The organism is Spongiactinospora rosea, from assembly GCF_003315795.1.
Classification (GTDB): Bacteria; Actinomycetota; Actinomycetes; order Streptosporangiales; family Streptosporangiaceae; genus Spongiactinospora; species Spongiactinospora rosea.
The window spans coordinates 39,160-56,026 of sequence record NZ_QMEY01000035.1 but is presented as its reverse complement, the minus strand read 5'-3'; the positions used below and the strand labels follow the sequence as shown (position 1 = coordinate 56,026).

The 16,867-nt window shown below is 70.9% G+C and carries 13 protein-coding genes; 11 read left to right on the top strand and 2 right to left on the bottom strand.

Annotated elements, in window-relative coordinates; genetic code table 11:
• Nucleotides 1-25: 25 nt before the first annotated feature.
• On the bottom strand, nt 26-670 hold the full coding sequence (locus DP939_RS41485) for an MBL fold metallo-hydrolase (RefSeq protein ID WP_113986336.1): 645 nt from the start codon (nt 668-670) through the stop codon (nt 26-28).
• 19 nt (nt 671-689) lie between these two features.
• Between DP939_RS41485 and DP939_RS41480 the strand changes: the two genes are divergently transcribed.
• From DP939_RS41480 to DP939_RS41440, 9 genes are all read left to right on the top strand, one after another.
• The gene (locus DP939_RS41480) at nt 690-1,697 is read left to right on the top strand and encodes a methionine synthase (RefSeq protein ID WP_113986335.1); all 1,008 of its coding nucleotides are present in this window, start codon (nt 690-692) and stop codon (nt 1,695-1,697) included.
• 101 nt (nt 1,698-1,798) lie between these two features.
• Complete coding sequence (ligA, locus tag DP939_RS41475) at nt 1,799-4,129, top strand: NAD-dependent DNA ligase LigA (RefSeq protein ID WP_113986334.1); 2,331 nt, start codon at nt 1,799-1,801, stop codon at nt 4,127-4,129.
• A gap of 307 nt (nt 4,130-4,436) precedes the next feature.
• Nucleotides 4,437-6,617, top strand: a complete 2,181-nt coding sequence (locus DP939_RS41470) for a putative bifunctional diguanylate cyclase/phosphodiesterase (protein ID WP_113986333.1) — start codon at nt 4,437-4,439, stop codon at nt 6,615-6,617.
• Nucleotides 6,618-6,717: 100 nt separating this feature from the next.
• Nucleotides 6,718-7,017: an Asp-tRNA(Asn)/Glu-tRNA(Gln) amidotransferase subunit GatC gene (gene gatC / locus DP939_RS41465; RefSeq protein WP_111165868.1), complete on the top strand. Its 300-nt coding sequence runs from the start codon at nt 6,718-6,720 to the stop codon at nt 7,015-7,017.
• Nucleotides 7,014-8,504 (top strand): Asp-tRNA(Asn)/Glu-tRNA(Gln) amidotransferase subunit GatA, encoded by a 1,491-nt coding sequence (gene gatA / locus DP939_RS41460; protein WP_113986332.1) that lies wholly within the window; start codon nt 7,014-7,016, stop codon nt 8,502-8,504. The genes gatC and gatA overlap by 4 nt, the downstream gene beginning before the upstream one ends.
• A gap of 21 nt (nt 8,505-8,525) precedes the next feature.
• Nucleotides 8,526-9,578 carry an AAA family ATPase gene (locus tag DP939_RS41455; RefSeq protein ID WP_113986331.1) on the top strand — a complete coding sequence of 351 codons (1,053 nt, stop codon included), beginning with the start codon at nt 8,526-8,528 and terminating at the stop codon, nt 9,576-9,578.
• The gene (locus tag DP939_RS41450; protein WP_113986330.1) at nt 9,575-10,177 is read left to right on the top strand and encodes a DUF4276 family protein; all 603 of its coding nucleotides are present in this window, start codon (nt 9,575-9,577) and stop codon (nt 10,175-10,177) included. The genes DP939_RS41455 and DP939_RS41450 overlap by 4 nt, the downstream gene beginning before the upstream one ends.
• A gap of 64 nt (nt 10,178-10,241) precedes the next feature.
• A complete protein-coding gene (gatB, locus tag DP939_RS41445) occupies nt 10,242-11,747 on the top strand; it encodes an Asp-tRNA(Asn)/Glu-tRNA(Gln) amidotransferase subunit GatB (RefSeq protein ID WP_113986329.1) in 1,506 nt (501 codons plus the stop codon).
• Between the two features lie 505 nt (nt 11,748-12,252).
• Complete coding sequence (locus DP939_RS41440; RefSeq protein ID WP_147268343.1) at nt 12,253-14,115, top strand: VanW family protein; 1,863 nt, start codon at nt 12,253-12,255, stop codon at nt 14,113-14,115.
• 12 nt (nt 14,116-14,127) lie between these two features.
• On the opposite strand, the gene DP939_RS41435 is transcribed toward DP939_RS41440, so the two are convergent.
• On the bottom strand, nt 14,128-15,249 hold the full coding sequence (locus tag DP939_RS41435) for a PQQ-dependent sugar dehydrogenase (RefSeq protein WP_113986327.1): 1,122 nt from the start codon (nt 15,247-15,249) through the stop codon (nt 14,128-14,130).
• Between the two features lie 185 nt (nt 15,250-15,434).
• Here DP939_RS41435 and DP939_RS41430 point away from each other — a divergent pair, with 185 nt between their 5' ends.
• Together DP939_RS41430 and DP939_RS41425 are read left to right on the top strand one after the other, a co-directional pair.
• Nucleotides 15,435-16,202 (top strand): MerR family transcriptional regulator, encoded by a 768-nt coding sequence (locus DP939_RS41430; RefSeq protein WP_113986326.1) that lies wholly within the window; start codon nt 15,435-15,437, stop codon nt 16,200-16,202.
• Between the two features lie 61 nt (nt 16,203-16,263).
• Entirely contained in the window at nt 16,264-16,836 is a 573-nt protein-coding gene (locus DP939_RS41425; protein WP_113986325.1) for a DUF421 domain-containing protein, read from the top strand.
• The last annotated feature ends 31 nt before the right edge of the window (nt 16,837-16,867 follow it).

The following is a 16,867-nucleotide window of genomic DNA, read 5'->3' as shown; positions in this document are numbered from 1 at the left end:
TCACCCGCCGACGGCTCCCGAAGCCTTATACGCGGACCGTCTCGCCGATCGCCAGCCTGCGGAACTCCGCCTTCTGCTCGTCGCCCTCACCGGCGAGCCAGTTGTCGACCAGCCCGAGACCGGCCTCGCTGTAGAGCGCGTCGTGCGTGGAGTACGCGCGCTCCGGTCGTACCTCGCGCAGGTAGCCGATCATCTCGGCCAGCTTCAGCCACGGGCCGCCGGTCGGTACCAGCAGCGTGTGCACCTCCACGCCGGGCACGGTGAGGGCGTCGCCCGCGTAGAAGAGCTGCTCGTCCACCAGGAACCCGACGTTCTGCACCTGCGGCAGGTCGGGGTGGTTCTTGGCGTGCAGTTCGCCGAACGCCCGGACCCGGAAGCCCGCCGTCTCGAACGCGTCGCCGTGCCGGACGGTCTGGACCTGCGCGGACACGCCCGCGTCCGATAGGACGCTCGCGACCGCGCCGCACGTCCAGATGGACAGCCCTGGCTCGGCCGCGGCGGCGGCGCGCAGCCGTTCGGGCTCCACGTGGTCGAAGTGCTCGTGCGTGATCAGCACCGCGTCCGCGCCCTCCAGGGCCGACTCCTCGCTGAACGCGCCGGGGTCGATCACCAGGACCTTGCCGTCCTTCTCCAGGCGGACGCACGCGTGTGTGAACTTGGTCAGTTCCATGGGGCCTACGCTAGCTGCCGTGAGTGAGTATCCCTGGAGTGAGGCCACGGCGACCGGAGTCGGGTCGCATCCGGGCGAGGACCACCTGGAGGCGGCGCGGGTCGTCTTCGGCGAGGTGCCGGCGCTCCCGTACCTCCCGGAGCTGCCCGCCCGGGGCGTCGGCGCGGACATGATCGGCAGGTCGGCCGGGCTGCTGGTGGAGCTGCCGGTGGAGGTCCAGCCGTCCGGATGGAGGTTCGCCGACCGGCCGGGGCGCGACGCCCGCCGGGCGCGCGACCACCTGGTCAGAGACCTCGACGGGCTGGAGGAGGTCGCCCAGGACTATGAGGGTCCGCTGAAGCTGCAGGTCTGCGGGCCGTGGACGCTCGCCGCCGCGATCGAGCTGCGGCACGGGGACAAGGCGCTGGCCGACCCGGGGGCCGTGCGCGACATGGCGGGCTCGCTGGCCGAGGGGGTCGCCGCGCACGTGGCCACGGTACGCCGGCGCGTGCCCGGCGTGACCGGCATCGTCCTGCAGGTGGACGAGCCCGGCCTGCCGGGCGTACTCGCCGGTACGGTCCCCACCGCCTCCGGCTTCGCCCGGCTGCCCGCCGCCGAGCCCGACATCGTGGCGCAGCACCTGACCACCGTGTTCGAGGCCACGGACGCGTTCCCCATCGTGCACTGCTGTGCGCCCGGGGTGCCGTTCCGGCTGCTGCGCCGGGCCGGGGCCAAGGGCGTGTCGACGGACGCGGCACTGCTGCGCCGCCGCGACGAGGACGCGATCGGCGAGGCCGTGGAGGCCGGTACGGCGCTGTTCCTCGGCGTGCTCCCCGGCACGGACGTACGACTGGCCGACATCGGCGTGATCGCCGAACCCGCGCAGCGGCTGTGGGGCAGGCTCGGTTTCCCGCCCGCCACGCTCGCCGCCCAGGTCGTGCTGACCCCCGCCTGCGGGCTGGCCGGGGCCTCGCCCCGGTACGCCAGGCAGGCGCTGGCCCGCTGCCGCGAGGCGGCGGTGGTGCTGCGCGAAGATCCGGGCGAGTAGCCCCTGGCCAGGGTCGCGGCGCGGGTTTGTCGGTGGCAGGCGGTACGTTTTTCCAGTACAGGACCGAGATCCGGCGCGGCCGACAGAGGGGAGAGGTGGCCATGAGCACCGATGCCGAAGGCGCTGACGGCGGTGTTGACCGCGATGCCGCCCGCAACGCCGACCGTGATGCCGACCGTGATGCCGACCGTGATGCCGACACTGCCGATAATGGCGTTGACGTCTCGGCGAGACGGCGGCACGCCGAGCTCGCCGAGCTGATCGACGACGCCAACTGGCGCTACTACGTGCTCGACTCGCCCACGGCGAGCGACGCGGAGTACGACGGGTGGATGCGGGAGATCCGCGCGCTGGAGGAGGCCCATCCGGCGCTGCGCACCCCCGATTCGCCCACCCAGCGGGTGGGCGCGCCGATCTCCACCGACTTCGCCACCGTGCGGCACCTGCGCCGGCTGGAGAGCCTGGACAACGCGCTGGCCGACGACGAGCTGACGGCGTGGATGGCCAGGGTGGAGAAGCTGGCCGAGGGCGACGCCGGACCATATCTGTGCGAGCTGAAGATCGACGGGCTGGCCGTCGCGCTGGTCTACGAGAAGGGCCGTCTGGTGCGCGGCGCGACCCGCGGCGACGGGCGCGAAGGCGAGGACGTGACGCCCAACGTCCGCACCATCCGCGACGTGCCCGACCGGCTGACCGGGTCCGACATCCCCGACGTGATGGAGGTGCGCGGCGAGGTCTTCCTGCCGGTCGAGGGCTTCCTGCGGCTCAACGAGCAGCTCGTGGCCGACGGCAAGCAGCCGTTCGCCAACCCGCGCAACTCCGGGGCCGGCTCGCTGCGGCAGAAGGACCCGCGCGTCACCGCGCAGCGCGAGCTGCGGATGATCACTCATGGGGTGGGCCTGTGGCAGGGCGGCGGGCGTGAGCCGCAGTCGCAGTCGGAGGTCTACGCGAAGCTGCGTGAGTTCGGCCTGCCGGTCAGCGACCTGTACCAGGTGGTCAAGGACCTCGATGGCATCAAGGAGTACATCGAGTACTACCGGGAGCACCGGCACGATCCCGCCTACGAGATCGACGGTGTGGTGATCAAGGCCGACCGGCTGGCCGTGCAGCGCGCGCTGGGCTCGACGAGCCGCGCGCCCCGGTGGGCGATCGCTTACAAATACCCGCCGGAGGAGGTCAACACCGAGCTTCTCGACATCCAGGTGGGGGTCGGGCGCACCGGGAGGGTCACCCCGTACGGGGTGATGAAGCCCGTAGAGGTGGCCGGGTCCACGGTCGAGCGGGCCACCCTGCACAATGCCTCGGAGGTGGCCCGCAAGGGCGTGCTGATCGGCGACACCGTGGTGTTGCGCAAGGCGGGCGACGTCATCCCCGAGATCGTCAAGCCGGTGACCGAGTTGCGCGACGGCTCCGAGCGGGAGTTCGTGATGCCCACGCACTGCCCCGAGTGCGGCACCGAGCTGCGCCGCCAGAAGGAGGCCGACGTCGACATCCGCTGCCCCAACGCCAAGACCTGCCCGGCGCAGTTGCGTGAGCGCATCTTCTTCGCGGCCGGGCGCGGGGCCTTCGACATCGGGTCGCTCGGCTACATCGCGGCCACCGCGCTCACCCGGCCGCTGCCGCCTACGCCGCCGCCGATCCGCACCGAGGCCGACCTGTTCGACCTGACCGTCGAGCAGTTGCTGCCGATCAGGAGCGTGGTCCTCGACCCCGACACCGGCCTGCCCAAGATCGACGAGAAGACCGGCGAAGAGAAGGTCGTCACCTTCTTCGCCAACCTCAAGGGTGAGCCGAAGAAGCTCACCCTTGAGTTGATGGAGCAGCTCGAAAAGGCCAAGCGGCGGCCGCTGTGGCGGGTGCTGGTGGCGTTGTCGATCCGGCACGTGGGGCCCACGGCGGCGCAGGCGCTGGCGGCCGAGTTCCGCGACCTCGGCCGGATCTTCGCGGCCACCGAGGAGGAGCTGGCCGAGGTCGAGGGCGTCGGGCCGACGATCGCCGCCTCGGTCAAGGAATGGTACGCGGTCGACTGGCACCGCGAGATCGTCGACCGGTGGCGGGCGGCCGGGGTGCGGATGGTGGACGACCCGCCCGCCGAGCAGCTTCCGCAGACCCTGGCCGGGCTGACGTTCGTGGTCACCGGCAGCCTTGACGACTTCAGCCGGGACGAGGCGGGCGCGGAGATCGCCAAGCGCGGCGGCAAGGCCACCGGGTCGGTGTCGAAGAAGACGAGTTTCCTGGTGGCGGGGGAGAACGCCGGGTCGAAGTACGACAAGGCGCTCCAGCTCGGGGTGCCGATCCTCGACGAGGCCGCCTTCCACCTGCTGCTCGCCGAGGGCCCGGACGCGGTCCGGCCCGAGCCGGAGCCTGAAACCGAGCCGGAGCTTGAAACAGAGGCCGAGTCCGAGGCCGAGCCTGGATCTGACGGGTCCTGAAGGTCACGACTGCGGGACGACCACAGCAGACCACGCACACCAGGCAGGCATCGGGGGCAGCATGGGAGCACAACCAGAACTCCTGTCCCGGCAAAAATTTGGTATACGAAATTTCCGAATTTTTCCCTCACTGAGGGTGACGGAATCATGACCGAACCGGCGGCGATGTAGCGCTCTGTCGTCACTCATTGGGTAAATAGTGACATTTCCCCAGAAATCCCCCGTGACGCACCGTACGCAGCCGGTTTCGCGAAGTGGCCCATAGGTCGTACCCTCCCATAGTGACCTCCAGGGGGTTTCGTTACTCATGACCGACCCGACCGACACACGCGACACCGGACCCCGCGTCGGCTCACCGCTGTGGGCCTACCTGGCCGGTGTCATCACGATCGGTTTCACGACGCTGACCGTGGCCCTGGCTCTGCTCGACCCCGCCGAGGCGGCCGGGCTCACCCGCGTACCACTGTTCTGGATGCTCGGCGTTCTGGTCGTGCTCGGCGAGTTGCGGCCGGTGATGATCTCCTCGTCGGTGGTGGTCAACGGCACCTATCCGTCGGTGATGTTCAACTTCGCCGTGCTGCTGCACTACGGGCTCCCGGTCGCGCTCCTGCTGCACGCCGTCGCGGTGCTGGTCAACGGCGTGGTCACCCGCAAGTCGTGGCACCGGGTGATGTTCAACATCGCCCAGGTCACCATGGCCGGCACCGCGGCGGCCGCGGTGCTGACCGCCTTCGGCATCCGGCCGAGCCCGCTCGCCCCCTGGGTCCCCGGCGGCGGCCACCTGATCGCCATCGTGTTCGCCGCGGCGGCCTACTTCCTGGTCCGCGCCATGCTGGTGTGCTGGGCGGTGTCCCTGCACGAGCGCCGCTCGCCGATGCGGGTGATCAAGGCCACCATCGGCCACCAGGCGCTCGTCTACACCGGCCTGCTCGGCCTGGCCCCGGTGGTGGTCGTCGTGATGACGTACTCGCCGGTGCTCGTCCCGCTGTTCGTCGCGCCGCTGGTCGCGGTCTACTTCACCGCGGGCATGTCGATGCGCCGCGACCACCAGGCCCTGCACGACGGCCTGACCGGGCTGCCCAACCGCAAGCTGCTGCTGCTGCGCACCGAGGAGGCCATCGCCGAGGCGCGCGGCGAAGACCGGGTCGGCCTGTTCCTGCTCGACCTGGACCGCTTCAAGGAGGTCAACGACACCCTCGGGCACGCCGTCGGCGACCGGCTGCTCCAGATCGTCGCGCACCGCCTCACCCACAGCGTGCGCCCCGGCGACGTGGTGGCCAGGCTCGGCGGTGACGAGTTCGCGGTACTGCTGCCGTCGGTCAGAGACGCCACCGCGGCCAGGGAGGTGGCCGCCCGGCTGCGGGTGGCGCTGACCGAACCGGTGCGCCTGGAGGGCATGACCTTCGACCTCGACGCCTCGGTCGGCATCGCGCTGCACCCCGACCACGCCCCCGACTTCCAGCTCCTGCTGCAACGCGCCGACGTCGCGATGTACCTGGCCAAGGAGGGGCGCACCGGCGTCGAGACGTACGTCGCCGACCGCGACCGCAACTCCCCGGAGCGCCTGCTGCTGCTCGGCGACCTGCGCCGCGGCCTGGACGCCGGGGAGCTGACCCTGCACTACCAGCCCAAGATCGGCCTGGGCACCGGCCGGGTCGTCGGCCTGGAGGCCCTGCTGCGCTGGGAGCACCCGGCCAGGGGCCTGATCGCCCCGGCCGACTTCGTGCCGCTCGCCGAGCAGTCCTACCTGATGCGCCAGCTCACCCAGTACGTCATCGACGCGGCGCTGAAACAGGCCGCGCAGTGGTGGGATGCCGGGCTGCGGGTGCAGGTCTCGGTCAACGTCTCGGCCCGCGACCTGCTCGACAGCGGTCTGCCCGAACGCCTGGCCGCCGGACTCGACCGCTACGGCCTGCCGCCCACCGCCATCCAACTGGAGGTCACCGAGCGGATCTTGATGACCGACCAGGCGTACGCGGCCGACATGATCCACGCCCTGGTCGGCCTCGGCGTGCCGCTCGCGCTCGACGACTTCGGCACCGGATACTCCTCGCTGGTACGGCTGCAGCGGATGGCCGTCTCCGAGGTCAAGATCGACGCGTCCTTCGTACGGCGGCTGGCCGACCCCGCCGGTGAGGACAACGCGCGCATCGTGCGCTCGATCATCGATCTGGTGCGCTCGCTCGGGCTGCGGTCGGTCGCCGAGGGGGTCGAGACCGACGAGGTCAGCAGGCGGCTCTCGGAGATGGGCTGCGACGTCGGGCAGGGCTGGTGGTTCTGCGCGGCGATGCCGGCCGGCGAGGCGACGACCTGGCTGCGCGCCCGCCGTACGATGCTGGCGCCCGCCCAGGGGCCCGCGGCGGTGTTCACCGCGGCGGGCGCGGCGGCCCGTACCGTGCCCGCGGGCGAACGCACGCCCGCGGCGGTCGGCAAGGCCGGTTTCAACGACGGGCTCACCGACGGCCTGGCGATGGCCGACCTCTGGTGAGGCGCAAGCCCCACGGGGCCCTTATCCGTTCGGCCACGGCCGGTCACTGCCCCTAGGATGGCTGTGTCCAATCGCCATTCATGAAACGGGTTAACGACTTATGTCAGCCATAACCCGCGACGAGGTCGCCCATCTGGCGCGGTTGTCCCGGCTGGCGCTCTCCGACGACGAGCTCGACCACTACGCGGCCCAGCTCGATGCCATCATCGTCGCTGTCGCCAAGGTGAGCGAGGTCGCCGCCGAGGACGTGCCGCCGTCGTCGCACGCGTTGCCGATCACCAACGTCTACCGCCCCGACCAGGTGCGCCCGAGCCTCACGCCGCAACAGGCGCTGTCCGGCGCTCCTGCCGTGGAGGACGACCGGTTCCGGGTGCCGCGCATCCTCGGGGAGGAGGCATGAGCCTGATCCGTAAGAGCGCCGCCGAGCTGGGCGCGCTGCTGGCCACGGGCGAGGTGTCCGCCGTCGAGGTGACGCAGGCCCATCTCGACCGCGTCGCCGAGATCGACGGCAAGGTCCACGCCTTCCTGCACGTGGCCACCGAGTCGGCGCTCGCCCAGGCGCGCGCGATCGACGAACGCCGGGCGAAGGGCGAAAGGCTCGGCCCGCTGGCCGGTGTGCCGATCGCGCACAAGGACGTCTTCACCACCTCCGACATGCCGACGACGGCGGGCTCGAAGATCCTCCAGGACTGGCGCCCCCCGTACGACGCGACGGTGACCCGGCGGCTGCGCGAGGCCGGTCTGGTGATCTTGGGCAAGACCAACCTGGACGAGTTCGCGATGGGCTCCTCCACCGAAAACTCCGCGTACGGCGTCACCCGCAACCCGTGGGACCTCACGCGCGTTCCCGGCGGCTCCTCCGGCGGCTCCAGCGCCGCCGTCGCCGCGTACGCCGCCCCGCTGTCCACCGGCACCGACACCGGCGGCTCCATCCGGCAGCCCGCCGCCGTCACCGGCATCGTCGGCATGAAGCCGACCTACGGTGGTTCCTCCCGGTACGGCGTGATCGCGTTCGCCTCCTCGCTCGACACGCCCGGGCCGTTCGCCCGCAACGTGCTCGACGCCGCGCTGCTGCACGAGGCGTTCTCCGGCCACGACCCGATGGACTCCACGTCGATCGACGCGCCGGTCCCCGGCGTGGTCGAGGCCGCCAGGCGCGCCGACATCGCGGGGCTGCGCGTCGGCGTGGTCCGGGAGTTCGACAGCGAGGGCTTCCAGCCCGGCGTGGTGGCCCGCTTCCACGAGACCGTCGAGCTGCTGGAGTCCCTGGGCGCCAAGGTCGTCGAGCTGTCCTGCCCGTCCTTCACCACGGCGCTGCCCGCCTACTACCTGATCGCCCCCTCGGAGTGCTCCTCCAACCTGGCCCGCTTCGACGCCATGCGGTACGGCCTGCGCGTCGGCGACGACGGTGAGCGCAGCGCCGAGGAGGTCATGGCGATGACCCGGGCGGCCGGCTTCGGCCCCGAGGTCAAGCGCCGCATCATGCTCGGCACGTACGCGCTGTCCAGCGGCTACTACGACGCCTACTACGGCCAGGCCCAGAAGGTCCGCACACTGATCGCCCGCGACTTCGAGGCCGCCTTCCACCAGGTCGACGTCCTGATCTCGCCCACCACCCCGACCACCGCCTTCCCGATCGGCGAGCGCGTGGACGACCCGATGGCGATGTACCTCGCCGACCTCTGCACCATCCCGGCCAACCTCACCGGCAACGCCGCCATCTCCATCCCCTGCGGCCTCGCCGACGAGGACGGCCTCCCGGTCGGCCTCCAGATCATGGCCCCGGTCCTCGGCGACGACCGCTGCTACCGCGTCGGCGCCGCCCTGGAAGCGGCCCTGGAATCCCGCTGGGGCGGCCCCCTGCTGTCCAAGGCCCCGGCCCTGTAACACGAGGGGAGGAACGGCGGCATGATCACCCGCATCGAGATCGACGGCTTCAAGTCCTTTCTGGACTTCCAGCTCGACATCCCGCCGTTCCTCGCCCTGGTCGGGCCCAACGCCAGCGGCAAGTCCAACCTCTTCGACGCGCTGGACTTCGCCGGCGACGCGCTTCTCTCCGCCCTCGTGCGGGAGATGGATCCGCTGCTCATCCCGCGAAGGGGCAAGCCGCAGGAGCTTTTTCACCGGCCTGGGAGAAGCGCGCCGGTCGAGTGGTTCGACCTGGTGGTCGAGGCGGAGACGCCTCTGGCCGGGCGCGACCATATCCGAGCGGAGATCCGGTCAAGCCGCGATCCGGTACGAGCCGCAGTGTGGCATGTCACGACCAGCCCGCCTTTCGCCGATCGAGAGTGGCCGGCAGAGGTGGCGTCGTGGCACCTGCACGTTCCGGAGCCGTCCGCGATGCGCCGTCCCGTCACGGCCGCGGATCGACGGGCGCTGACCGAGGACGCGGGCAACCTCGCCGCGGTCCTCGGGCGAATGGAGGGCACGGACGCGCTGGCCGATCTGGTCGTGGATCTCGCCGCCCTCATTCCCGACGTCACGGGCGTCCAGCCCGTCTTCGACCAGCGTCAGGAGGAGTGGTCGTTCGACATTCTCGTCGACCATGAGCCGGTGCCCGGCAGGCTCGCCTCTGACGGCACGCTGCGGATCCTCGCGTTGCTGGCCGCGTTGCACGACCCCGACCACGCAGGCTCGATCATGGTCGAGGAGCTGGAGAACGGCCTCCACCCGAGCCGGTTGCGGGAGCTTCTCACCCGCATTCGCCAGCGGGTGCTGTCCGGCGACTCCCGGCGTCAGGTCATCTTCACCAGCCACTCACCCGTGGTCGTCTCGGCTCTCTACGCCGAAGACCCCGGCTCGCTCGTCTTCCTCGACACCGCCTGGCGGGCCGGCGGCGGGCTGCCCCGATCGAGGGTGACGGTGGCCAGGCCGGTGCGGTCGAGCGGGGAGCCCGGTGAGTTCGTCTCCCCGCGCCAGGTGCGCAAGTACCTCAGCTCCGTCGGGCAGCTGGAGACATGAGCAGGCCGCTGGTGGCGGGTCTGATCGCCGAAGGCGAGACCGACGAACTGTTCCTGAGCCGGGTGATCTCCCGGCAGCTCCGGGCGCTGGCCGATCGGTCCGAGCGGTGCCGGATCGACATCGAACCCGTCGAGTTCGGCACCCTGCGCATGATCAAGGACGACGCGCGCATCCACGCCGCCGCCGTGGAACTGGCCGCCGACTGCCACATCGTCTTCCTGCACAACGATCATCGTGAGCGGGAGAAGGCGGAACGTCTGGCCAAGGCGCTTCAGGACGCCGGGGTCGATCGGCCCGTCATCCCGCTCGTGCCGGTCAGGGAGACAGAGGCGTGGCTGCTCGTGGATCACGGTGTCTGGGCCGCCGTTCCGGGGGCGGATCTGGGGCCGCTGCCGGCGCGCCCGCGTGATGCCGAGAAGATCGCCGATCCGAAACGCGTGCTGCGGGAGGTCCTGGCCCGTGTCTCCCACCGAGAGGTCCGTGACCACTTCGCCTTCGCCGGCGACCGGGTGGGCCTCGACGTGCTCTGCCGGTTACCGGCCTACGCCGAGTGGGTGACGGCCACCACGAAGGCCCTGGTGGACCAGGGGTTTCTCTGATGTACGTGGACGGCCGCCCGGCACACTACCGTTGTACTCACGACGACCCGAGTAAGAGGCTGAAATGACTACTGAGACGCTCATGCCGTACGACGAGGCGCTTGGGCGCTTTGAACCCGTGCTGGGCATGGAGGTCCATGTCGAGCTGGGGACGGCGTCGAAGATGTTCTGCGGGTGCAGGACGGAGTTCGGGGGGGCGCCGAACACGCAGGTGTGTCCGGTGTGCCTGGCGTTGCCCGGGGCGTTGCCGGTGGCGAACGAGAAGGCGATCGAGTCGACGATCAGGATCGGGCTGGCGCTGAACTGCTCGATCGCGTCGTGGTGCAGGTTCGCGCGGAAGAACTACTTCTATCCGGACATGCCGAAGAACTACCAGATCAGCCAGTACGACGAGCCGCTGTGCACCGACGGGTACCTCGATGTCGAGGTGGACGGGCGGATCGTCAGGGTCGAGATCGAGCGGGTGCACCTGGAGGAGGACACCGGGAAGTCCACGCATGTGGGCGGGGCGACCGGGCGGATCCAGGGGGCCGACTACTCGATCGTCGACTACAACCGTGCGGGCATTCCGCTGGTGGAGATCGTGACCAAGCCGATCGAGGGCACCGACCGGCTCGCGCCGGAGATCGCCAGGGCGTACGTCGCGGAGCTGCGCGAGCTGATGCGCGCGCTCGGGGTGTCCGACGTGCGGATGGAGGAGGGGTCGCTGCGCTGTGACGTCAACGTCTCGCTGATGCCGCGCGGCACCTCGACCTGGGGCACCCGTACCGAGACCAAGAACGTCAACTCGCTGCGCAGCGTGGAGCGGGCGGTCCGGCACGAGATCGAGCGGCAGGGCGCGATCCTCGCCGACGGCGGCCGGATCATCCAGGAGACGCGGCACTTCCATGAGGACACCGGCGCCACGACGTCCGGGCGGTCCAAGGAAGAGGCCCAGGACTACCGCTACTTCCCCGAGCCCGACCTGGTGCCGATCGCGCCCGACGCGGAGTGGGTGGAGAGCCTGCGGGGCGGGCTGCCGGAGCTGCCGCGGGTGCGGCGCGCGCGGTTGCAGGAGGAGTGGGGCGCGTCCGACCTGGACATGCGTTCGATGCACAACGCCGACGCGATCGACCTGGTGGAGGCGACCGTCGCCGCCGGGGCCGCGCCCGCCGACGCGCGCAAGTGGTGGATGGGCGAGCTGGCCCGCCGGGCCAACGAGGCCGGTTCCGCGCTGGTCGAGCTGGCGATCACGCCGGTGCAGGTGGCCCGGGTGTGCGCGATGGTGGCTGAGGGCGCGGTCAACGACAAGCTGGCCAGGCAGGTGCTTGAGGGCGTACTGGCCGGCGAGGGCGACCCCGACGAGGTCGTGGAACGGCGCGGCCTGCGCGTCGTGAGCGACGAGGGCGAGCTGTCGGCGATCATCGACCAGGTCATCGCGGACAACGCGGCGGCGGCCGACAAGGTGCGCGGCGGCAAGGTCGCCGCGGTCGGCGCGCTGGTCGGCGGGGTGATGAAGGCCAGCAGGGGCAAGGCCGACGCGGGCCGGGCCCGTGAGCTGATCCTGGCCAAGCTCGGCGTTTCCGAGTAGGCAGGGCCCCGCGGGGTCGGGCGCGCGCCTCCATAAGACGTGGAACCGGTCTTTCCGGGGTGGGCGCGCGCCGATACTTTGAGTACCTGCACGTCACAGGACCAGCAGGAGTCCCCGCCAAATCGCAGGACCGTTCAACACCGCCTGATCCCGATGCACAATGTCTTCTTTCCCCGACATCAGATCAGGGCCGTGCCGTAGGGTTGCGTGAGGAGAGGCCACGAAGCGAGAGGACGGAGGCGTGCGGAACGCCGGAGCGTCGATAGACCCGCCGACGGACCCGTTCGCTGCGATACCCCTGCCCGCTCCGCCGGAGTCCGGTGGCAAGGCCGGAAAACGCGGAAAGCGCGGAGCCGCGGAGCAGCGTTCCGAAACGTCCGACCAGGCCGATGACGGCGACAGGAAACTGCCGCCAGGCGTTTCTCCCGACATTTTCGGCGGGTTGGATTCACCGTCGGAAAGTGCCGGTGGCGCCGATTCGGGGGGCGGTTCCAAGTTGCCCCCGGTGCCGTTGCCGCCGCAGCCCTGGCCCACTTCCGGCCCGCCGGAGCGGCGTCATCCGGTGCCGCTGTCGGCGCCGGTCACCGGGGCGATGGAGGGCGATCCCGCGTTCAGCGGCGGCGCGCCCGTGCAGATCCAGATGCCCGACCCGCCGCCGCGCCGCCGCGGGCGCGGCCCGCTGCTCACGATCGTGTGCCTGCTGATCCTCCTGGCCCTGGCCTATCTCGGTCCCGCGGTCTACATGTCGGGCGCCATCCTGCCCGGCACCACCGTGGCGGGCGTCGATCTCGGCGGGCTGACCGTCACCCAGGCGGCGGAGCGGCTGCGCGAGGGGCTCGACGAGCGCAGCAAGGAGGAGATCGCCGTGCGGGCGCTGAGCGTGCCGTACGAGATCAAGCCGGAGCGCGCCGGGCTGGAGCTCGACGTGGTGGGCACCATCGAGCACGCCCCCAGCGGGTTCCCCGATCCGATCGAGGTGTGGCGCGGGCTGACCGGCACCACCGTGCTCGAACCCGAGATCGCGGTGGACTCCGCCCGGCTGCTGGAGGCCGTGGAGGACCTGGCCAAGAAGATCGACCGGCCGGTGCGCGAGGGCGAGATCCGCTACAGCGGCGTACGCCCCCGGGTCGTCGAGCCCCGTGACGGCACCGCGCTGGAGCAGAACGCCGCCGCCGAGGCGATCAAGGACGCCTACCTGTCGGAGCAGGACGGCCCCGTCCAGCTCCCGATCACCGTGGTGCGGCCCAAGATCGACAAGAAGGAGTTCAAGGAGGCGGCGGCGATGGCCCGTGCGGCGGTCGCCGCGCCCATCACGCTCAGCACCGGCGCCAGGCGCGCCCGGCTGATGCCGTCCGTGCTGGCCGCCAACCTCACCTTCGAGCCGGGCGAGAGCGGCGGGCTCGATCCCGTGTTCAACGCCAAGGCGGCGCTGGCCGCGGTGGAGAGCCGCCTGGTGGACCCGGCCAAGGCCCCCGTCGAGGCCGGTTACGACATCGTCAACGGCAAGCCCAAGCTGACCCCCGGCAAGCCCGGGCTCGGCGTCGATGCCGACGAGCTGGCCGCCGCGGTGGAGAAGGTCGTCCAGCAGGGCGGCAGCCGGACGATCCGGGTGTCGCTCGTCGAGGTCGAGCCGAGGGTGGGCGCGGCCGAGGTACGCAAGCTGGGCATCAAGGAGAAGATCAGCGAGTTCACCACCCAGCACCCCTGCTGCGCCCCCCGGGTCACCAACATCCACGCGATCGCCGACATCCTGGACGGCCACCTGGTCAAGCCGGGGGAGACGTTCTCACTGAACGAGACGGTCGGGCGGCGCGACACCGCGCGCGGCTTCGTCCCGGCCCCGCAGATCACCGCGGGCCGCCTGGTGAACGAGGTGGGCGGGGGCATCTCCCAGTTCGTCACGACGATGTACAACGCCGTGTTCTACGCCGGGCTGAAGGACGTCAGGCACACGCCGCACGAGTTCTACATCTCCCGCTATCCGGCGGGCCGGGAGTCCACGGTGTCCTTCCCGCAACCGGACTTCCAGTGGCAGAACGACTCCGACCACGGCGTACTGATCAAGACCGGCTACACCTCCACGTCGATCACCGTGTCGTTCTGGGGGACCAAGCGCTACGACACCATCAAGGCGGTGGCCACCGAGCCGCACAGTTACACCGACTTCACCCGGGAGACCGACGACAAGCCGGGCTGCATTCCGATGACCGGGCAGCGCGGGTTCACCATCGAGGTCACCCGGGTCTTCTTCAACGGCGGGAAAGAGGTCAAGCGCGATGCGCCGGTCCGCACGGTGTACCGCCCGGAGACCGACCTGACCTGCGGGCCGGCCCCCACCGAAACCCCGCGGCCGAACAGCGGCCGCTGACCCGGCCCCGGGTCAGCCTGCGGGGATGACGAGGATCCGGTCGTCGTCGGCGGCCGGGGAGCCGCGGCCGTCCTTGTTGCTGGTGGCCACCCACAGTGAGCCGTCCGGGGCGGCGGCGACCGCGCGCAGCCGCCCGTACTTTTCGTGGAAGTGGGCCACCGGCGTGCCCACGGTGCCGTCGCCGGACACCGGCACCCGCCACAGCCGCGCCCCGCGCAGCGCGCCCGCCCACAGCGAGCCGCCCGCGTACGCCAGCCCGGACGGTGAGGCCTCGCCGGTGGACCAGGTCAGGACCGGATCGACGAACCGCCCGCCGCCGCCCACGCCCTCGACCTCGGGCCAGCCGTAGTTCTGTCCCTCGCGGATGAGGTTGACCTCGTCGAAGGTGTCGGCCCCGAACTCCGTCGCGAACAGCCGCCCGGACGGGTCCCAGGCCAGGCCCTGCACGTTGCGGTGGCCGTAGCTCCACACCAGGGAGCCGTCGAACGGGTTGCCCGGCGCGGGCTTGCCGTCCACGGTCATCCGCAGGATCTTCCCGGCCAGGGAGCCGCGGTCCTGGGCGAGCGGCCGGTCGCCGACCTCCCCGGTGGTGGCGTACAGCCGCCGGTCCGGCCCGAAGGCCAGCCGGCCGCCATTGTGAATGGCGCCCTTGGGAATGCCGGAGAGAATCACCTGGGCGTCGGAAAGCTTATCGCCGGTGAGCCGGTAACGCACGATCCGGTTGTCGTCATCGGCGGTGAAGTAGAGAAAGATGTAATTGTCAGTGGCGTGGTCCGGCGAAACCGCGACGCCCATCAGGCCGCCCTCGCCCGCGGGGGAGACGCCCTCGATCGTGCCGAGCGGCGTGACGTTCCCCTGGGGGGTGACCCGGAGCAGGCGCGCCGAGTCCCGCTCGGTCACCAGCGCGTCGCCGTCCGGCAGGAAGGCGATGGCCCACGGCGCCGCCAGCCCCTTGACCAGGGCCCGCGCCTCCGGCACCCGCGAATCGCCGCCCGGGGTGCTGGTCGCGGGGCTCGCCGTGGGGGCCGGCGGCGGCGTACGCCCGGCTCCGACCTGCGTCCCCGGCGCGGCCGAACACGCCCCGAGCAGCGCCGCCGCCGTGACGGCCACCGCCGCCGGTATGCCGATCCTCATCGGGCACCTCCTCATCAACTCGCCTCTTCCCACCTCGGTCCAGGTTGCCACCCGGCGCCGCACGGCGGCGTAAACAGCCGCGGGCGGACCTGGCCGAAAGCCGGTGTTGACCCTTCCGTTACGGCAACGGCTACGGTCGAAACCAAGCGGATCGGAAAAACGGACCGGAAAAGCGGGGCTGTGAAATGGCTTGGTCGATCGCCGAAGTGGCGCGGATGTCCGGGGTGACGGCGCGTACTCTACGCCATTACCACGAAATCGGGCTTCTGATTCCCGCCAGTATCGGGACCAATGGCTACCGCTTCTACGACGAGGACGAACTGCTGCGCCTGCAGCAGATCCTCGTGCTGCGCTCGCTCGGCCTCGGGCTCCCCGAGATCCGGGCGATCGTGGACCGGCACACCGACCCCGTGGTGGCACTGCGCGAGCACCACGAACGGCTGATCACCGAACGCGACCGGCTCGACACGGTGATCGCGAGCGTCACCCGCACCATTGCCGAACTCCGACACAACCAGGAGATGGGGAGCATGCGGAAGATCAACGACCCGGAGAACCTGTTCGCCGGATTCGACGCGGAGAGCTACCGTGACGAGGCCGCCCGGCGGTACGGCGAGCACTGGGAGAACGCCGGGCAGCAGCGGCTGATCGAGTCGTCCTCGCCGGAGGAGCTTGAGCGGATGCAGCGCGAGGCCACCGCCGCGCTGGTCCGGATGGCCGGGCTGATGGAGGCGGGCACGCCGGTGGACGATCCGGCGGTGCTCACCGAACTGGACGCCCACTATGCGCAGATGTCCAGGTTCTGGACGCCGAGCGCCGAGGAGTACGCCCGCTTCGGCGCGATGCAGGCGGAGGACGAGCGGTTCCGCGCCGAGTACGAGCGCGTCGCCACCGGGCTCGCCGACTACATGCGCGACGCCATGGCGGCCTACGCCGCCGCCCGGCTGAGCTGACCGCTCGCGCCGGGTAGGCACACGGTAAGGGGCCAGGTCCAGGCCCGGGAGGAGGCCGGCCATGTGGCACGACATACTCGTCAGCGGCATCCCGCTGGCCGAGAAGGCGATCCGCACGGTCGCGGTCTACCTCTGCGTCGTCGTCCTGCTGCGCGTCATCGGCAGGCGGGACCTGGCCCAGCTCAACACCCTCGACCTGGTCGTGATGCTGCTGCTGTCCAACGTGGTGCAGAACGCGATCATCGGCGACGACGACTCCGTCACCGGCGCGATCTTCGGCGCCGTGGTGCTGCTCGGCGTCAACACCGCGCTGGCGCGGGCCGCGGCCAGGTGGTCGGGGGCCGGGCGGCTGCTCGAAGGCAGGGACACGGTCCTGGCCGAGGACGGCCGCTACGACATCGCGACCATCAGGCGGCTGGGGTTGCGGCTCGCCGACCTTGAGATGGCGATCAGGCGGCAGGGCGGCACCGGCGTGGCGGACACCGCCAAGGTGACGCTGGAGCCGGGCGGCACGGTCGTCGTCCGGCTGCGTCCGGAGGAGAAGAGCGCGTCCGTCGGTGACCTCGCCGAACTCACCGCCCGCCTGGACCGCATCGAACGCACCCTTCGCTCACTGGCCGCCCGCCCGCACTGACCCGCGCGGGTCGCGGCACCCGAAAGATGCT

Excerpts from the sequence above, each read along its gene's own strand:
- DP939_RS41425 (WP_113986325.1), top strand. The coding sequence starts at position 16,264 with ATGTGGCACGACATACTCGTCAGCGGCATCCCGCTGGCCGAGAAGGCG.
- DP939_RS41470 (WP_113986333.1), top strand. The coding sequence starts at position 4,437 with ATGACCGACCCGACCGACACACGCGACACCGGACCCCGCGTCGGCTCA.
- ligA (WP_113986334.1), top strand. The coding sequence starts at position 1,799 with ATGAGCACCGATGCCGAAGGCGCTGACGGCGGTGTTGACCGCGATGCC.
- gatB (WP_113986329.1), top strand. The coding sequence starts at position 10,242 with ATGACTACTGAGACGCTCATGCCGTACGACGAGGCGCTTGGGCGCTTT.
- DP939_RS41485 (WP_113986336.1), bottom strand. The coding sequence starts at position 670 with ATGGAACTGACCAAGTTCACACACGCGTGCGTCCGCCTGGAGAAGGAC.
- DP939_RS41435 (WP_113986327.1), bottom strand. The coding sequence starts at position 15,249 with ATGAGGATCGGCATACCGGCGGCGGTGGCCGTCACGGCGGCGGCGCTG.
- DP939_RS41455 (WP_113986331.1), top strand. The coding sequence starts at position 8,526 with ATGATCACCCGCATCGAGATCGACGGCTTCAAGTCCTTTCTGGACTTC.
- gatA (WP_113986332.1), top strand. The coding sequence starts at position 7,014 with ATGAGCCTGATCCGTAAGAGCGCCGCCGAGCTGGGCGCGCTGCTGGCC.
- DP939_RS41430 (WP_113986326.1), top strand. The coding sequence starts at position 15,435 with ATGGCTTGGTCGATCGCCGAAGTGGCGCGGATGTCCGGGGTGACGGCG.
- gatC (WP_111165868.1), top strand. The coding sequence starts at position 6,718 with ATGTCAGCCATAACCCGCGACGAGGTCGCCCATCTGGCGCGGTTGTCC.
- DP939_RS41450 (WP_113986330.1), top strand. The coding sequence starts at position 9,575 with ATGAGCAGGCCGCTGGTGGCGGGTCTGATCGCCGAAGGCGAGACCGAC.